This window comes from Paracoccus aerius (assembly GCF_014656455.1).
Lineage (GTDB): Bacteria > Pseudomonadota > Alphaproteobacteria > Rhodobacterales > Rhodobacteraceae > Paracoccus > Paracoccus aerius.
On record NZ_BNCL01000020.1, the window covers coordinates 1 to 14,402 of the forward strand.

Sequence of the window (14,402 nt, forward strand, 5' to 3'; positions counted from 1 at the left end):
CTGATCGGGCCGATGATCTGGCCCGAAACGCCCCATCAACGCGAAGCATTGGCTGGCGGATAAGGTTGTTCAGAGCCGACTAAGAAGCGGGCGCAGTGGCTGAAGTTTGGTCAGCCGTCCTGCTGGGGCGTCCCGTGATGATCGGCACCCGGTCGTTATTTGCACCCGCTGGCGCAAGATCAGCAGTCGCCGTGGGCGGAGTTATCCCTGCGGTGTGGGTATTCTCTGTGGTCGGGGCTTGCCGCCTGCGCATGGCTTGAACGTCAAGAACTGGATGCTGGCCTGCTGCCCATGAAACGCGCAGCAGGCCACAGACACTCAGCAGTCGCAATCGCCGTCAAGCTCGATATCAAGCGACACCTTGCGGACGCAGACCTTCTTGACCTTCCGGCCGCCGCTGACCTGGAGGCAATCCAGCAGGTCCTGCCCCGGACCTTGGCATGGGTGATCTTTCGGCTTCTTGCCACCCGAGACCTGCGTCAGCTCAGGGTCAATGTGGTAGGACATGCCCCCGATCAGGATGCCATCGGCCAAAAGCTCGATCTCGATGCCGCTGTTGGCTGTGCCGGCAAAGGCCGATGCGCCAAAGGACGTGCCCGGCTTCACGCGAAGAACGATCTTGCGCTTCTCGCCAGCCCTCAGCGTGAACTTGTTGCCGGCGCCGATGCCGTCAAAGGCGATCCCCCAGCCCCGTTCCCGCAAGGCAGGGGGCATGTTCAGCCTCAGCTCCATCGTGGCCCGGCGATTGAGATTGTTGCCCGCCATGAAGAAGGCGCCGTCCAGACTGGCAATGAAGGCCTCGGGTCCGCCGCCGCCTGGCACGACGCTGACATTGCGTTGGGCGATGTTGTTGTCATGGGGGACGAGCCGCCATTCCTGGATCGTCTCGGTCGGCGAGAAGTTGTCGATATTGCTCGGGTCGCCTGCTGCCGTTGCGATGATCAGCAGGCAGTCATGGCCATAGGCGTTGATGTTCGGCTCCCATGAAAAGGGGCCGGCTGTCACCTCTTCCAGGCTTCGTCCTGCCAAGGATGCCACCGTAACGCCGCCCACGGGGCTCATCTCGACGAAATCGTTCGGCCAGACAAGTCCCGCGCCCGGAAGCGAATGAAAGGCACGAACCGTGATCGGGCCCGAGGCCTGGGTGCCGCGATTGCGCACGCGGGCGTAAGCATAGTTCGTGGCGCCGTCGATGGCGTTCTGGTGTCCGAAGATGTTGTCCGAGGCGTTGCGGTTCCAGACCGAGCCGTTCTGCCAGTGGACAGCCTGGTAAGGGTATTCGCCGCCGCGGCCATCATCGATATAGACATCGACGGCCGGCGGCTGGCCTTCCGTCGTCACAGGGCTGGGGGCGCCCGCCGGCTGGAAGCTTCCCTGCTTCTCGAAGGCCCAGCGGACGACCTTGTTATAGGCCCCGCCCGACAATCCCTCGCTGGTCCAGTTCAGAAGATCGGCGGCCTGCATTTCCTCGCACCAAAGCTCGTCGCTTGACGGGTTCGTCCCGGGCGTGAGTTCGCCGGTGGTGCGCAGGATCAGATAGGTCGTCATCCGCGCCGCATGCTGGCGCCGGGCAAGATCATCCGAGTCACCCCCCAGCGATCGGTAGATGCGGAAGTGCGAGGTGGCCAGGATCTCCTCGGACCCGTAGCCTCCATCATCATTGACGCCGCCCCATGCCCAGCCCGCACCCACGGCGCGATCGAAGCGACGCGTCAAGCTGGGCCGGAACGGGGCGTAGCGGAACCGATCGGCCGTCGCGCGAAGCGCCGATTCCGGATCGTTCTGGATGGCGGCAAGACCGTCGCCATGGCTGTGGGCAAATCCCAGATTGCCCGAGCCGACATGATCCCCCAGTGTGCCGTGGCCGCCCATCTCGTGCCAGTGGACGTAGGGATCAACGGCTCGACCAAGCGGATTTGCCGTGTCCGTCACGTCGCCCAGGCCATAGCATTGGTGATCCGTCCCGCCGGTCCCGTTCGGGGACCAGTGCGCATTGATGTCCAGTCCCGTGCCCCCCAGGCCGCGATGATCGACCCGTGTCGGGAAGGTCGTCCCATCGAAGTAGGTCGACCGAGGGAAGCCCATGCTCTCGATGGTCCGGAAGAGTTCCGTCTGATGGTAATAGGCATTCACTGCCGAGAAGTTGTCGCTGCGGACATCATAGTCGAAATCCGAGCCTGCTGGACGGGTCGGTGAAGCGATGTTCGGGGCTTCTACATTGGCGACGGTGACATAGGTTCCCGTCAGGGCCTGGTTTCCGCCTGACGGCGCCCCCAGATCGTTAAGGAACACATCGTCACGATGGGGGTTCAACTGCGCGTTGTTGAGGTTCGATGTAACCGTCAGATCGCCCGTCTTGTTGATCGGATCGCGGCGATACACCAGACCGTTGACGCCACAGGTCATGCGTTCGATGTAGAGGATCGAGCGCGTCTCGACCTCTAGCAGCACAAGCCAGACGACATGATCGATCTCGAAGATGATCTCGGCGACGAGATAGGCGATCCCCGGCCGAATGCGCTCATCAACCGGCGGAAGGCGCGGCAAGGGCGGCTCTGCCTGTTCTTCGGACGGATCTTCGCGGAGAACGGGGTCTTGCTGTGGCTTACCGCCAAGGCGAAGTTCGGGCCGGTATTTGTAAATGAAGAAACGGCCGTTCAGAAGGCGGGTGACTGCACCCCTGCGAAAGATCGAATCTTCGTCGCGTTCGCCACGCCCCTTTCCCTGTGGACGCTTGAGGGCCTGACGCACCATCCCCACCAGTTCGGCTTCACGATCCCCATCCTCGCCTTGCGGTTCGACAGAAGGAAGCCCGCTTCTGTGAAGCGCCTCGCGTTGAGCACGATTGACCTGAAGCTCGGCGAATTGGCGACGGAAATGGTCGATCACCTCCTGGTCGGGAAGCTTTCCCTCCAGCTCCTCTTCGATGTTGCGGGTCGACTTGATCACCCGGTCCGGGTTCTGCTTGATGTGGACCGCCACCCCGCGCCGCCATACCGGCGTGTTATGAAAGGTCTGGTAGAAGTCGACCGTCGTTCCGTCCATTGACTGTTTCTCGTCGTGGATCTGAAACTCGGGCGGCGCTTCCTGCGGGTTGAAGAAGGATACCTTCCGTTCAAGATGGGCAAGCTGGCTGGCCGGAATCTGCAACGGCCCCGCGAACTGGCGCAGATAGCTTTCGGCAGAAACGCGGGGGATCGCCTCGCCCGTCTCTATATAGGCCTGACTGTGCCTTATGCTTTGAACCCTTCCGTCCGAATTGACAGTAACATGCGCCCCAAGGGCGGGATCATAACGCGTGGTCATTGAAAGAACTCCCTGTGCCCTTGTTCATTCCTGAACGGTTTGTCCAAAACGGGAAACGTCACCGGGCATATGGCGCAGCCGTAAAAAATATTGCCTCGCTCTTCCAGAGCGAGAAAAAACAAATCGATCTGTCTTCATAACTTCGACTCAATTATCATAATCCAATCATCAGCTTTATTCAATTATGGACGGTCGCCTTATTTCAGAATGAGAATGACGATCTACTGCTTTCCAGATGTTGTGTTTTGTCATCAACTTTATTCATAGAACCCAGGGCGTCCGAGCTTGCAAACAAGAGCTGGGCGAGATGTTCCAGTTGGCTCATGAGCAGGATCGACAAGACAGGTTGTGGCTGTCTTCGATGAAATCATCAGCAAGAACGCATCATGCAAGACGGTTCGCCTGCCGCCCTTCATTCCAACGGCTTAACGTCACCCGCGAGGTGATACTGGCTGCGACGAAAACTTCATGTCATCGAATCCAATATTACTACCAGATACCCTTTTCTGCATGAACCATGTTTTCCTCCAAATCCCCCCAATGCCGAGCATTCAATTTTCTGGCGAAGATTATGGATGTTCTTGCAAAGAATCAGTCATAAGAACCAAAACTGCGATATACTGCGGAATTGAAGCTCATCGTGAACTGACTAATCGACCACGATCCTGAAACCTTCAGCGGCTCGGAGAAAAGCACATGAAGCTTACAGCGGGATTGAGATTAATTTCGGGCACGACTGGACCCGATCTGCTGCACGGCACGCTTCGCCGCGACTGGATCATGGGATTGAATGGCGCAGATACGATCGGTGGCGACGGGCCGGTCATTCTGGACAGTTCTGAGCCTGCTTCGCTGACAGGTGCGGCCGATCTTCTGGATGGCGGCGACGGCGATGACCTGATCTATGGTGATGGCAGCGTGACAAGCGGCCTTGGGGGCACATCCCTTCTGAAGGGTGGGGACGACGCCGTCCTTGGCGGTGCCGGCAATGACACCCTGTACGGCGACGGCGCGGCCCTTGCAGACAGCGGTGGCACGGCAGTCCTGACGGGCGGGCGCGACGCCCTGACAGGCGGGTCGGGCAATGATGTGATGTATGGCGACGGACGGGCGGGCGGTGCTTTTGCGCGCGGCGATCTGTTCGGGGGCAATGACGTCCTGGACGGCGGGCGCGGAAATGACATGCTCTGGGGCGATGGGGACGCCGGCTTCGGGCGCACGACAAGCTCTCTTGTCGGGGGACGCGATCTTCTGAAGGGCGGCGCGGGCAACGATACGCTTTATGGGGACGGGCGGGCGCAATCCGTGACAGGCGGTCATGACACGCTTCATGGAGGCGATGGCGATGAACTGATGATGGGCGACGGGCTGGCCTATCCCACATTGTCGGGGGGCAATGACCTGTTGCTGAGCGGGGCCGGCCGCGACACCCTGTTCGGGGATGGAGAGGTGGGCGTCGTGTATATCGGGCCGGGGGTTCTGACCGGTGGGCATGACACGCTGCGAGGCGGAACGGGCGACAACATCCTGTGGGGTGACGGCTCCGTCGTGGCGGGTGGCTTTTCCGCCAGCCTGATCGGCGGGGACGATCTGCTGTTCGGCGGCGACGGGCAGGACAGGATTTACGGCGATGGCTCCGCTTCGGGATCGGGTGCGACACTGGTCGGCGGCAATGATACGTTGCACGGCGGGGCAGGCGATGACGCCCTTTGGGGCGACGGGATCATCACGCCATCGTCCGTCGGCGTGGACAGCCTGACCGGCGGCGCCGATACCTTCGTCTTCGGGCCAAGGGGCGGACTCGATACCGTGATGGACTTCCGCCAGATTGACGGTGACTGCATCCTGCTGTTGGGCACTGGCTTGTCCTGGCGCCAGCTTGACACGAACAGGTCCGGTTCGCTTGGCGATGGCGATGCCTATGTCAGCAGTAACGGCACTGACACCGTCATCGATATCGGGGCCGCCTGTCTTCGGGCTGCGGGTGTCAACGCTGTGACGCTTCTGGATGTCACGGGCCTGGTTGAGGCCGACTTTACCTTCGCCTGATCGGCAGGGGTTTTCTAAGCGCTAGTGTCTCTGCTGGGCTAAGACATAACCACCTCGACGCGATGTTCTTTCTGCGCAATGGTCATGGGAGCTTGCGGGCAAGGCCAGCGGGGCGCCGGTCGCCATGCAAGTTCGCGGACGCCGCGGGGGACAGGCGTGGACCACAGACAGACGGACGGGCTCAAGACTCTGCTTCTGATCATGGCGCTTGCGGGGCTGGCGGCGGGACTGGCGCTGCACCTGGGGGTACGGCCCGATCTGGCGCGGCTGGCCTGGGCAGCCGGCGTCCTGCCGGTCCTGGCTTCCCTCTTGATCGAGATCCTGCGCAGCCTTGCGCGAGGCGAGGTCGGCCTGGACATCGTGGCGGCGCTGTCGATGTCAGCGGCCTTGTTCTTTGGCGAAACGCTGGCCGCGGCGGTGGTCGCCGTGATGTATTCCGGCGGCACCTTTCTTGAAAGTTTCGCTGAAGGCCGTGCACGACGCGAGATGCGCGACCTTCTGTCCCGCGTCCCCCGCACCGCGACCCGTCATCGCGACGGCCGACTTGAAGACGTGCCCCTTAACGCGCTGCAGCCCGGCGACCGGTTGCTGATCCGGCAAGGCGACGTGGTGCCGGTGGACGGATATGTCGAATCCGCGACCGCATTCCTCGATACCTCTGCCCTGACCGGAGAGTCGCTGCCGGTTCGCCTTGTCAAAGGTGCCGAAGCGATGAGCGGGTCGATGAACGCGGGCGAGGCTTTCGACCTGCGTGCCACCCATGATGCCCGCGACAGCACCTATGCCGGCATCGTCCGACTGGTCGAGGAAGCGCAGCGGTCCCGCGCGCCCATGGCGCGGCTGGCCGACCGCTGGTCGCTGGGCTTCCTGGCCGTCACGCTGCTGATTGCGGGCGCCGCTTGGTGGTTCACCCGCGATCCGATCCGCGCGGTGGCCGTGCTGGTCGTGGCGACCCCCTGCCCGCTGATCCTGGCCGTTCCCGTGGCACTGGTCGCGGGCCTGTCGCGGGCCGCCCATTTCGGCGTGCTGGTCAAGGGCGCCCGGCCGCTGGAGGCGATGGCCCGCATTCGCACCCTGATCCTGGACAAGACCGGCACCTTGACGGACGGGCGGCCCCGGATCCAGTCCATCGACAGCGCCGGCATGGCCAAGGACGAAGTCCTGCGCCTGGCCGCAGCGGCCGACCAGGCATCAAGGCATCCCGTCGCCCAGGCAATCGTCGCTGCGGCCAAGGCGCGGGGGCTGGATCTGCCGGTGCCGCAGGACATGGTCGAAACCCCCGGCGAAGGCGTGGTCGCGATCGTCGAAGGGCGGCAGGTGATCGTCGGCGGAAACGGCTTCGTGGCCGGGCAGGTGGGCTATGCGGGCAATCATCCGGAACAGGCCGCGGGTTCAGTCATGGTGGCGGTTGGGGTGGACGGCCGCATGGCGGGGCATCTGGTGATGATGGACCCCCTTCGCGAGGGCGCGGCCGAGATGCTCGCGGGCCTGCGTCGCCAGGGGATCGAGCGGATCCTGCTGGCGACCGGCGACCGGGCCGAGGTCGCCCGCCGCGTGACCCGGGGGCTGGGCCTCGACGGCATCCGCGCGGGCCTTACCCCCGACCAGAAGGTGCTGCTGGTCCTGGCCGAACACAAGCACGGGCCTGTGATGATGGTGGGCGACGGCGTCAATGATGCCCCCGCCCTGGCCGCCGCCGATGTGGGCGTGGCAATGGGCGCGCGCGGCGCCGCCGCAAGTGCCGAGGCCGCCGACGTCGTTCTGCTGGTCGACCGCCTGGACCGAATCGGCCCGGGGATGGAAATCGCCCTGCGGTCCCGCCGCATCGCGCTTGAAAGCGTCGTGGCGGGCATCGGCCTGTCGATCGGGGGCATGATCGCCGCCGCCTTCGGCTATCTGAACCCCGTACAGGGGGCGCTTATCCAGGAAGCGATCGACGTGGCCGTGATCCTGAACGCCCTGCGCGCCCTGCGCATCCGCCCCGCAGGCGCTAGCACGGACCCGCAATCCCGCCAGAAAGCAGTCTCAGCATAAGCAGGCTGTGTCCTTCCGAGTGGAAGCGCCGGCTGCGCCCACACTGCTTCTCGTGACGCGTTGGGGTTAGAAGCTCACGGTCCCGCTGATGTTGGTCATGGTGTCCCCGCCGATCCAGATGTCATCCCCGATCTGATCGACATGAACCCGACCGGCCCGGCCAAGCGCCGTTCCCTGGCTGGCGACATAGGATCGGGGTGCACGGCCGTTTCCGATCAGCCACTGTGCAAGGCCGGCATTCAGGCTGCCGGTGACCGGATCCTCCTTCACGCCGACACCCATGGCAAAGGCCCGGACCTCGAACTGCGCCTCTGTCCCGTCCTGCGCTTCGTCCCAGGCCCCGACCACGCCAAGCTTGAGATCGCCAAGCGCGGCATGGTCGGGATCAAGCGAGAGAACCTCGGCCCTCGAGCCGAGTTGAACAGCGACCCAGCCGGGGCCGTTGTCGGCCCATTGGGCATCAAGGATGGCGCTTCTGGCGATCTTCAGCCCGCTTGCGATGCGGTCCAGCAAGGCTTCCTCGACAGGGCCGGTTCGCAGCAGCTTCGGTGCGGCAAAGGCCAGCCGGCCTTCATGGCGGCGCACCGCCACAAGTCCCACCCCGCATTCCTGCACGATCACCTCGCTGCGTGGCCGCCCGCCGCTGGTCAGCCAGGCGTGGCAGGTCCCCAGCGTCGGATGACCGGCAAAGGGAAGCTCGCCTGAAGGCGTGAAGATGCGGAGGCGATAGTCCGCCTGGGGCGTGGTCGGCGCCAGAAGAAAGGTCGTCTCGCTAAGGTTGGTCCATTTCGCGAAGTCGGCCATCTGGCGCTCGGACAGATCATCCGCGCCGATCACCACCGCCACCGGATTTCCCTTGAACGGCTTGGAAGAAAACACATCGACTTGTTGGAAGGACAGGTCCGGCATCTGGGTCTCGCTTGGGGTTCCAATCCTGCACGGCCTGCGGGCAGGTTTGCGGAACGTGACGGTTGCAAGGCGCGTCGTCAATTCCCGGATTTCGATGCTGCCCCAATGGCCTGATCCGGCGAACCAAAGGCGTCTCCCTTCCGATCGGCAGAGGCGTCGGCTGGTGATCTTCGACGACGATCAACCAGGACAGGAAATCTGAATCTTCCTGTTCCGTTTCAGTTGATCGGGCCGCGCAGGAATGTTTACGGTTTTCTGCCCCATCCCATGAGGAACCGCTGTGCCAGATCGAAAACCGAAGACCCCCCTTGCCGATCAGCACATGTTTCTGTCGCCGCAGCTTGATAACGACGAGGATGCGGAAGACGGCACCGATCTGGACCTGCTTGCCAGCACCTATCGCTCGGTCCTGGACGAGTCGGCCTTCGACGACATGATATCGGGCTGGGAAAGAAAGCTCACGATCTCGGATGTCGGAACCTCGCAGACCCGGCTGTCTCGGCGTCTGTTCGGCCAGCTGGTGACCTTTCGCGAGACGCTCGACAATCTTGGCGCTCCGGCGACCAGCGACCCGTTGAAGGTCGCGGTTTCCGAGGTTCCCGGCCCCGCCGTCGTGATTTCGCCCAATGGGCGGGTGGCCAGCATCAACATCGCCGGAGAGCGTGCCTTCGGGGTCAGGCAGGGCGCGCAGATCGACCCGGCGCTGATCGCCCCAGGGTCGCGCGACGACTACGAGGCCTTGTTGCGGGCCTCTGGCGCCCATTCCAACGGGGCACAAGCCATTCTCACGATCCTGCCGGCCGCCGAGGATTACGGCCAGACCTTGCTGGCAGAAGCCTTTCTTCTTCGGGCGGCGGGCCAGAACCGTGCCCATATCGCGATCCGTTCGCTTGAAATCGCGTGGGCGCCGCGTGCCGGGGACAGGCTGCAACAAGCCTTTGGACTGACGCAGGCGGAATGCGACGTGGCCCAGTTGTTCTTCCAGCTCCGGAACCTCGAGGCCGTTGCCGAAAAGCGCCGCGTGTCCTTGCTGACGATCCGGACCCAGATCAAGACGATCATGGGCAAGATGGGCGCGCCCTCGAACATCGAGCTGATGCGTCTTCTTGCCATGGTGGCAAGCCGCGAACAGGTCGGGCTGACGGGGGCCGCGCCGGTCTGGCACGACCCCCTGAGCCGCGAAAGCATCATCCATACGGCCCGGGGGCGCAAGATCGCCTGGACCTGGATGGGCGACCGGCACGGGCTGCCCGTCGTCATGTCGCGCGGGATGACGATGACCTATCTTCTGCCGGCCGAATGCGAGGCCCGGCTGAAGGAGGCCGGGATCTGCCTGTATCTGCCGTCCCGGCCGGGCTATGGCAACAGCACGATGGACGCCTCGCTTGATGTCATGGAGGACAACATCGTCGCGCTGCGCGAGTTTCTGGACCGGATCGTGGGCCGGCCCTGCCTGGGGGTGGGACAGGCGGACGGGGTCCTGCCGCTTGTGGCCGAAGCTGCCGCGCATCCCAACCGTTTCCACGGCCTCATCGCCGTCGGATATGCGGGGGGCTTCGACATTCCCGGCCTCCAACGGCTTCCGAAGATCCAGAGGGTCATGCTGCAACTGGCCGGAAGCGCACCCTGGGTCGCCGAACTGATGGCGAAGTCGGGGCACCGGATGATGCGGCAGCACGGCCTCGACTGGTATCTGGAGCGCGCCTTTCGCACCAACCCGATCAACCAGGTCACGCTGCGCAACCCCGACTGGACCGCGCTGATCCGCAACGCCTGCGAACACGCGCTCAAGCAGGGCCATGTCACCTTTGTTCGCGAATTGCAGCTGACCCACCATCCGATCGACGGGGCGCTGCGGGATCTGGCGGTCCCCTTGCTTTATCTGGCTCCGCTCGACGATCCGGGAATTGACCTTGCTGCCTGCCACAGGCTTCACAAGCTGAACCCGAAGATCACGGTCGAACCTGTGCCCGACGCGGCTGAACTGATCCTTTATCAGCGCAGCGGACTTGTCATAGACAGGATCATCGCGATGGCCCGCCGGAAAAAGTGAGACCCATACGCCATGTGGCGTATGACCGGCCATGATCCGGCCTATAGGCGGATCGTCACAAGGTTAACCTTAAGTCATCAGTATGGCACAATCCTGGGAAGTGCCGGTTTTTGTTCACACCTTGTGGTCGCTTGGCGCCAGACCGTTCCCACGGTCGAGGTTCCGCGATTGGGCGCCCTTGTGGCGCCCTTTTTCCTTTCCTGCGCATGCTGCTGCCCCCGTCCGAGCGTCATTTCGTGCACGGCCGACATCAGGCACGGGCGAGACTTGGATGAGGCGACTTGGTGGATCGCAGCGCCATACGGATGCCATCAAGCGCATTCACTGCGATCCGGTCAGGCGTTTCTGGAACTGATCCTCGCTCAGCCGCTTGATGCCGAACTGCTCCAGCGCCTCGACGATGATGGCCGAAGGCGTCTTGCCCGCCTCGCCTGCCGCGATGTCGAGCCCGCGGCGAAGATCCTCGGGCAGATCGACGGGGGGTGATGCACTGTCCATGATATGTCCTTCACACTAAGGGTTCGTCAGCCGCAGGCCCTGTGCTACGACACTCGGGCGGCCATCCTGCGGCATCTTCCGGCGCAGCGGCGCCAGACCTCGACGCCGCCCTGCACGTTCGGGAAAAGATGGTGCATGGTATCCTCAGGGTCACAACTTGCCCGAACCGGCTGTCGCCCGGGCCTTGTCCCGGAACCCGTTCGGCAGCGCTTTGTTCCTGCCGCCCATCAAGATCGGCAGCCATGCCGTGCCGCCTTTTGTCGGAACAAGCCGTGGCGGACATCTGTTCCAAGACAGCCGGTTGCGATTTTTCCGCAGCCCGGCGATCCGATCAGCCCAAAGGTGACACATGGCCGAGGACCAATCCCACAAGCTCAGCGCGGTGCTGGATCAACTGGAATCCGCCGCCCATGGTGACAGCATCACCGTGCAAGAGGTCGTCAGGAAGCTGGGCCAGAAGTCCTTCGCCTCGCTTATCCTGATCTTCACGCTTGTCTCGACCTCGCCGGCAAGCGCCATCCCGGGGCTAACGGCCGCGGTTGCGGTGATCGTCTTCATCCTGATGCTGCAGATGATCGCCGGGCGGAACTGCGTCTGGCTGCCGCAATTCATCCTTCGCCGCGAATTGCCCACCGACAAGCTGTGCAAGGGGATCGGCTGGCTGCGCAAGCCCGTGGGTTTCGTCGAACGCTTCCTGAAAGAGCGCCTGACATGGCTGCTGCACCGCCCCTGGCTGTATCTGCCCCAGGTGCTGATCCTGGGGCTGACGCTGTTCATGCCCTTCATGGAGGTGATCCCGACCTCGGGCTCCATCGCCTCGGCCGTCATCGCCCTTTTCGCGGCGGGTCTTCTAACCCGCGACGGCGGATTGGTCGCGCTGTCGCTGATCCTGCTGCTGGCGGTGCCCGTGGCCGTCTGGCAGTTCGGCTTCAGCGGCTAGGCACCGTCCAGCAGGCGGATCATGTCGGGGCCCTGCGGATGCCCGCTCAGATGCCCCCGGCGCCAGCTAACCCGCCCTGCAGGTGCGATGGTCCTGCCTGCCTCCTACTCGGCCGCAGAGGGTTCCGCGCTGCTCGCTTGCCTGGCCATACGCGCGTCGATCCACTGGCTGATGTCCGACAGCACCTCCTCGCGTCCCAGATCGGCGAGAAGGTCATGGTAGTGGCCTTCATAGAGCCTGAGCGTCTTGTCGGTCGAGCCGGCATGTTCGTGGAAATATTCGCTGCCCTGGCAGACGGTCGCACGGTCGGCGGTGCCGTGCAGGATCAGCAACGGCAGGGTGATCTGCGAGAAAGACGCCTGGAGCCGCTCGTCCGCGCGCACAAGGGCCGCCACCGTCGCTGCCGGCTGACTCTCGCCCTTGGTCAGCGGATCGGCCTCCAGCACGGCCAGGATCTGCGGGTCGCGGGTGAAATCCTTCATCTTCAGGGTCAGCACCCCCAGTTTCGGGGCAACGTGGCTTAGACCCTTGATCGCCGTCAGGACAAAGCCGGGGGCCGGCACCTGGAAGGCAAAGCTTTCGCAGATCAACCCGTCGATCTCGTCCTGGTAGTCCAGGGCGTAGGTGCAGGACACCACGCCGCCCGCGCTGTGGCCCAGAAGGAAGACCGGAAGCCCCGGATGCCGCTTCTTGGCGATCGCGATCAGCCCGCGCAGGTCGGCGACATAGTCGGCGATGTCCTCGACATAGAAACGCTCGCCCTCGGACTTGCCGCGGCCGCGCAGGTCAAGCGCAAAGACGGCAAGACCGCGCGCCGCGAACTGCTCGGCCGTCCAGGCATGTTGCCCGCCATGCGAGTTGACGCCGTGGCAGATGACAAGAACGCCATGCGGCGCGCCTGCCGGGTTCCAGGACCGCATGTGGATGCGGACGCCGCCCGTGCTGGTGAAATCCTCCTCATGCATCTTCATGGCTCCTTTGCTGCTGCGCCCCTTCCACGGGCTCGTCCCGCAGGAAGGCCGACAGGTCGGCGTTGAACGCATCCTGGTGGGTGGTTGGCAGGCCGTGGTCGCCGCCCTTGTAGATCTTGAGGATGGCACCCGGCACGATCCGGGCAGCCATATGGCCCGACGCGCCGATCGGCACGATCTGGTCGTCGTCGCCGTGCACGATCAGCACCGGCACGTCGATCCGCTTCAGATCTGCGGTATAATCAACCTCCGAGAACTCGCGGATGCAGTCGATCTGGCCCTTGATGCCGCCCATCATGCCCTGCAGCCAGAACGAGTCCCGGACGCCCTCGGAAATCGCGGCCCCTTCGCGGTTGTATCCGTAGAAGGGCAGCGTCAGGTCGCGGAAGAACTGCGCGCGGTTGTCATAGGTGCCTTGGCGGATGGCGTCGAAGACCTCAATCGGCAGGCCGGCGGGATTTTCCTTGGTCTTGAGCATCAGGGGCGGCACGGCTCCCACCAGCACGACCTTTGCGACCCGCGCGGTGCCATGGCGCCCGACATAGCGCGCGACTTCGCCGCCGCCGGTCGAATGCCCGACAAGCACGGCATCGCGCAGGTCCAGCATGTCGATCAACGCGGCCAGGTCATCGGCATAGCTGTCCATGTCGTTGCCGTCCCAGGTCTGGTCGGAACGGCCATGGCTGCGGCGGTCATGGGCAATGACCCGGAAGCCCTGCCTGCCGAAGAAATCCAGCTGCCCGTCCCAGGCATCGGCGGTCAGCGGCCAGCCATGGGAAAAGACAATCGGCTGCCCCTGCCCCCAGTCCTTGTAGAAGATCCGGGTTCCGTCTGCGGTCGTGAAGACACTCATGAACAATGCTCCGTTTGCTTGATCCGCCTTGTGGTTCTGGATGGGCCGCGACCATGCCCCCTGGCCGGGACGCCGGTTCCGGCATGGCGTCGCCGTCTCCTCCGGATCCCCTGCTGCCCGCAGGATTGGCAGAACAGAGCCGGACAGGGGCCGGACAAGGCCGCATCCGCCGCAATGATGGCTGCAGGCAGGCGCTTCTGATAGGATCGGACGTGTCATAAGATGGGCTGAAAGTGACAATGCGTGCGCATGACGGAAGGCCTGCCGAGATCGGGATTGTCATCTATCCCGGCGTCCAGCAGGCGGCGGTTCACGGCCTGACCGATCTGTTCCGCATCGCCGGAACCTTTGATGCAGGCGCAGGACAACGCAAAGGCCCCCCGCTTCATGTCACCCACTGGAGCTGCGAAGGGCGCGGCGCGGGCGCGATGCAGTGCGTCTTCAGCAGCCATCCCCACGCCGCGGCCCGGCCCGCCGCGCTGATCCTGCCGCCAACCCTGACCAATCTGCCGGATGCGACCGCCTCGCTTGAACGCTCGCTCCGCTGGCTCAGCGGCCCGTAGGCTCGNTGCGCGGAGCGGGCGAGAATAGTGTTCTGCTGAAAATTGACGTCATCGCGTGGCACAGCCCGGGGCCGACCACCAAGCAAAACAGCCCCTCTACTTCCCGACAGGAAAAGGCCTGGCAAGACCTCCGGCCTTCGCAGATCGCACGAGCATCTGTCTGGCAGGAAGCGCCTGCTGGCTGCGCTTGCACGCCACCAGGCAGTTCTTCCGGCGCTGCTGGACG

At 63.8% G+C, this 14,402-nt stretch carries 10 protein-coding genes; 5 read left to right on the forward strand and 5 right to left on the reverse strand.

The genetic code is table 11. From position 1 onward, the window contains the following. Positions 1–318 precede the first annotated feature (318 nt). A complete protein-coding gene (locus IE224_RS17160; RefSeq protein ID WP_191312182.1) occupies positions 319–3,306 on the reverse strand; it encodes a hypothetical protein in 2,988 nt (995 codons plus the stop codon). Between the two features lie 696 nt (positions 3,307–4,002). On the opposite strand from IE224_RS17160, the gene IE224_RS17165 reads away from it, so the two are divergent. After that, complete coding sequence (locus IE224_RS17165; protein ID WP_191312184.1) at positions 4,003–5,355, forward strand: calcium-binding protein; 1,353 nt, start codon at positions 4,003–4,005, stop codon at positions 5,353–5,355. Between the two features lie 201 nt (positions 5,356–5,556). Continuing rightward, the gene (locus IE224_RS17170) at positions 5,557–7,389 is read left to right on the forward strand and encodes a heavy metal translocating P-type ATPase (protein ID WP_235986243.1); all 1,833 of its coding nucleotides are present in this window, start codon (positions 5,557–5,559) and stop codon (positions 7,387–7,389) included. A 66-nt stretch (positions 7,390–7,455) separates the two neighbouring features. On the opposite strand, the gene IE224_RS17175 is transcribed toward IE224_RS17170, so the two are convergent. Further along, entirely contained in the window at positions 7,456–8,298 is an 843-nt protein-coding gene (locus IE224_RS17175; RefSeq protein WP_191312188.1) for a PhzF family phenazine biosynthesis protein, read from the reverse strand. A gap of 280 nt (positions 8,299–8,578) precedes the next feature. On the opposite strand from IE224_RS17175, the gene IE224_RS17180 reads away from it, so the two are divergent. After that, positions 8,579–10,351: a bifunctional helix-turn-helix transcriptional regulator/alpha/beta hydrolase gene (locus tag IE224_RS17180; RefSeq protein WP_191312190.1), complete on the forward strand. Its 1,773-nt coding sequence runs from the start codon at positions 8,579–8,581 to the stop codon at positions 10,349–10,351. A gap of 321 nt (positions 10,352–10,672) precedes the next feature. Here IE224_RS17180 and IE224_RS17185 read toward each other — a convergent pair whose 3' ends face one another. After that, the gene (locus IE224_RS17185; protein WP_191312192.1) at positions 10,673–10,849 is read right to left on the reverse strand and encodes a hypothetical protein; all 177 of its coding nucleotides are present in this window, start codon (positions 10,847–10,849) and stop codon (positions 10,673–10,675) included. A 349-nt stretch (positions 10,850–11,198) separates the two neighbouring features. Between IE224_RS17185 and IE224_RS17190 the strand changes: the two genes are divergently transcribed. Beyond that, positions 11,199–11,789, forward strand: coding sequence for an exopolysaccharide biosynthesis protein (locus IE224_RS17190; RefSeq protein ID WP_167624139.1), 591 nt, complete (start codon positions 11,199–11,201; stop codon positions 11,787–11,789). Between the two features lie 104 nt (positions 11,790–11,893). Here IE224_RS17190 and IE224_RS17195 read toward each other — a convergent pair whose 3' ends face one another. Both IE224_RS17195 and IE224_RS17200 read right to left on the reverse strand, forming a co-directional pair. Beyond that, positions 11,894–12,760 (reverse strand): alpha/beta hydrolase, encoded by an 867-nt coding sequence (locus tag IE224_RS17195; RefSeq protein WP_191312194.1) that lies wholly within the window; start codon positions 12,758–12,760, stop codon positions 11,894–11,896. Beyond that, positions 12,747–13,613, reverse strand: coding sequence for an alpha/beta fold hydrolase (locus IE224_RS17200; protein ID WP_191312196.1), 867 nt, complete (start codon positions 13,611–13,613; stop codon positions 12,747–12,749). The genes IE224_RS17195 and IE224_RS17200 overlap by 14 nt, the downstream gene beginning before the upstream one ends. 239 nt (positions 13,614–13,852) lie before the next feature. On the opposite strand from IE224_RS17200, the gene IE224_RS21125 reads away from it, so the two are divergent. Beyond that, positions 13,853–14,176 carry a type 1 glutamine amidotransferase family protein gene (locus tag IE224_RS21125; protein WP_202380131.1) on the forward strand — a complete coding sequence of 108 codons (324 nt, stop codon included), beginning with the start codon at positions 13,853–13,855 and terminating at the stop codon, positions 14,174–14,176. Positions 14,177–14,402: the final 226 nt, after the last annotated feature.

What these genes read in the sequence shown, in the direction of transcription:
- IE224_RS17160 (WP_191312182.1), bottom strand. Translation starts at nt 3,306, where the DNA reads ATGACCACGCGTTATGATCCCGCCCTTGGGGCGCATGTTACTGTCAAT.
- IE224_RS17165 (WP_191312184.1), top strand. Translation starts at nt 4,003, where the DNA reads ATGAAGCTTACAGCGGGATTGAGATTAATTTCGGGCACGACTGGACCC.
- IE224_RS17170 (WP_235986243.1), top strand. Translation starts at nt 5,557, where the DNA reads ATGGCGCTTGCGGGGCTGGCGGCGGGACTGGCGCTGCACCTGGGGGTA.
- IE224_RS17175 (WP_191312188.1), bottom strand. Translation starts at nt 8,298, where the DNA reads ATGCCGGACCTGTCCTTCCAACAAGTCGATGTGTTTTCTTCCAAGCCG.
- IE224_RS17185 (WP_191312192.1), bottom strand. Translation starts at nt 10,849, where the DNA reads ATGGACAGTGCATCACCCCCCGTCGATCTGCCCGAGGATCTTCGCCGC.
- IE224_RS17190 (WP_167624139.1), top strand. Translation starts at nt 11,199, where the DNA reads ATGGCCGAGGACCAATCCCACAAGCTCAGCGCGGTGCTGGATCAACTG.
- IE224_RS17195 (WP_191312194.1), bottom strand. Translation starts at nt 12,760, where the DNA reads ATGAAGATGCATGAGGAGGATTTCACCAGCACGGGCGGCGTCCGCATC.
- IE224_RS17200 (WP_191312196.1), bottom strand. Translation starts at nt 13,613, where the DNA reads ATGAGTGTCTTCACGACCGCAGACGGAACCCGGATCTTCTACAAGGAC.
- IE224_RS21125 (WP_202380131.1), top strand. Translation starts at nt 13,853, where the DNA reads ATGCGTGCGCATGACGGAAGGCCTGCCGAGATCGGGATTGTCATCTAT.